Genomic DNA, 511 nt, shown 5'->3' with positions numbered 1-511 from the left:
GAAAGGATAAAGTGATATTTATGTACTGGCAAGGTACGTTTATATCATACAAGGAATTATGTATTCGTTACATCATATTGCATTAAAAACCAATGATATTGAAAAAACAATTCAATTTTATCTTGATATATTTGAAGGTAAAATAATAAAAAGATTTGAATTAAAAGGGAAACCCGCTTGTCTATTATCTTTAGATCACTTGGTATTAGAAATATTTGAGGAAAATGAAAAATATCCAGAAGGAAGTTTTGCTCATATTGCTTTAAAGTGTAAACAAGTAGATAACTTGTATGAAAAAGCAATAAGAAAAGGTGCTCAATCTCATGTAGCACCCAAAGATATTACTATTCCAATGAAAGCAAGAATTGCTTTCATTAATGGAACAGCTAATGAAATTATTGAATTATTTGATGAAAAATAAAGATGCGTTTAACGCATCTTTTATATTATAAACCTTTTTCAGTTAATTGACGAGCAACGTCATCTTTAATAGTTACACCTTCAGCTTCTA

General features: G+C 28.0%; 1 protein-coding gene. It reads left to right on the top strand.

Annotation, left to right across the window (positions count from 1 at the left end; genetic code table 11):
- Positions 1-58: 58 nt before the first annotated feature.
- On the top strand, positions 59-421 hold the full coding sequence (locus tag DW911_RS10895) for a VOC family protein (RefSeq protein WP_118607818.1): 363 nt from the start codon (positions 59-61) through the stop codon (positions 419-421).
- Positions 422-511 lie beyond the last annotated feature (90 nt).

Source organism: Erysipelatoclostridium sp. AM42-17, assembly GCF_003480255.1.
GTDB lineage: Bacteria > Bacillota_I > Bacilli_A > Erysipelotrichales > Coprobacillaceae > Faecalibacillus.
This window is presented reverse-complemented; position numbering and strand designations above follow the sequence as displayed.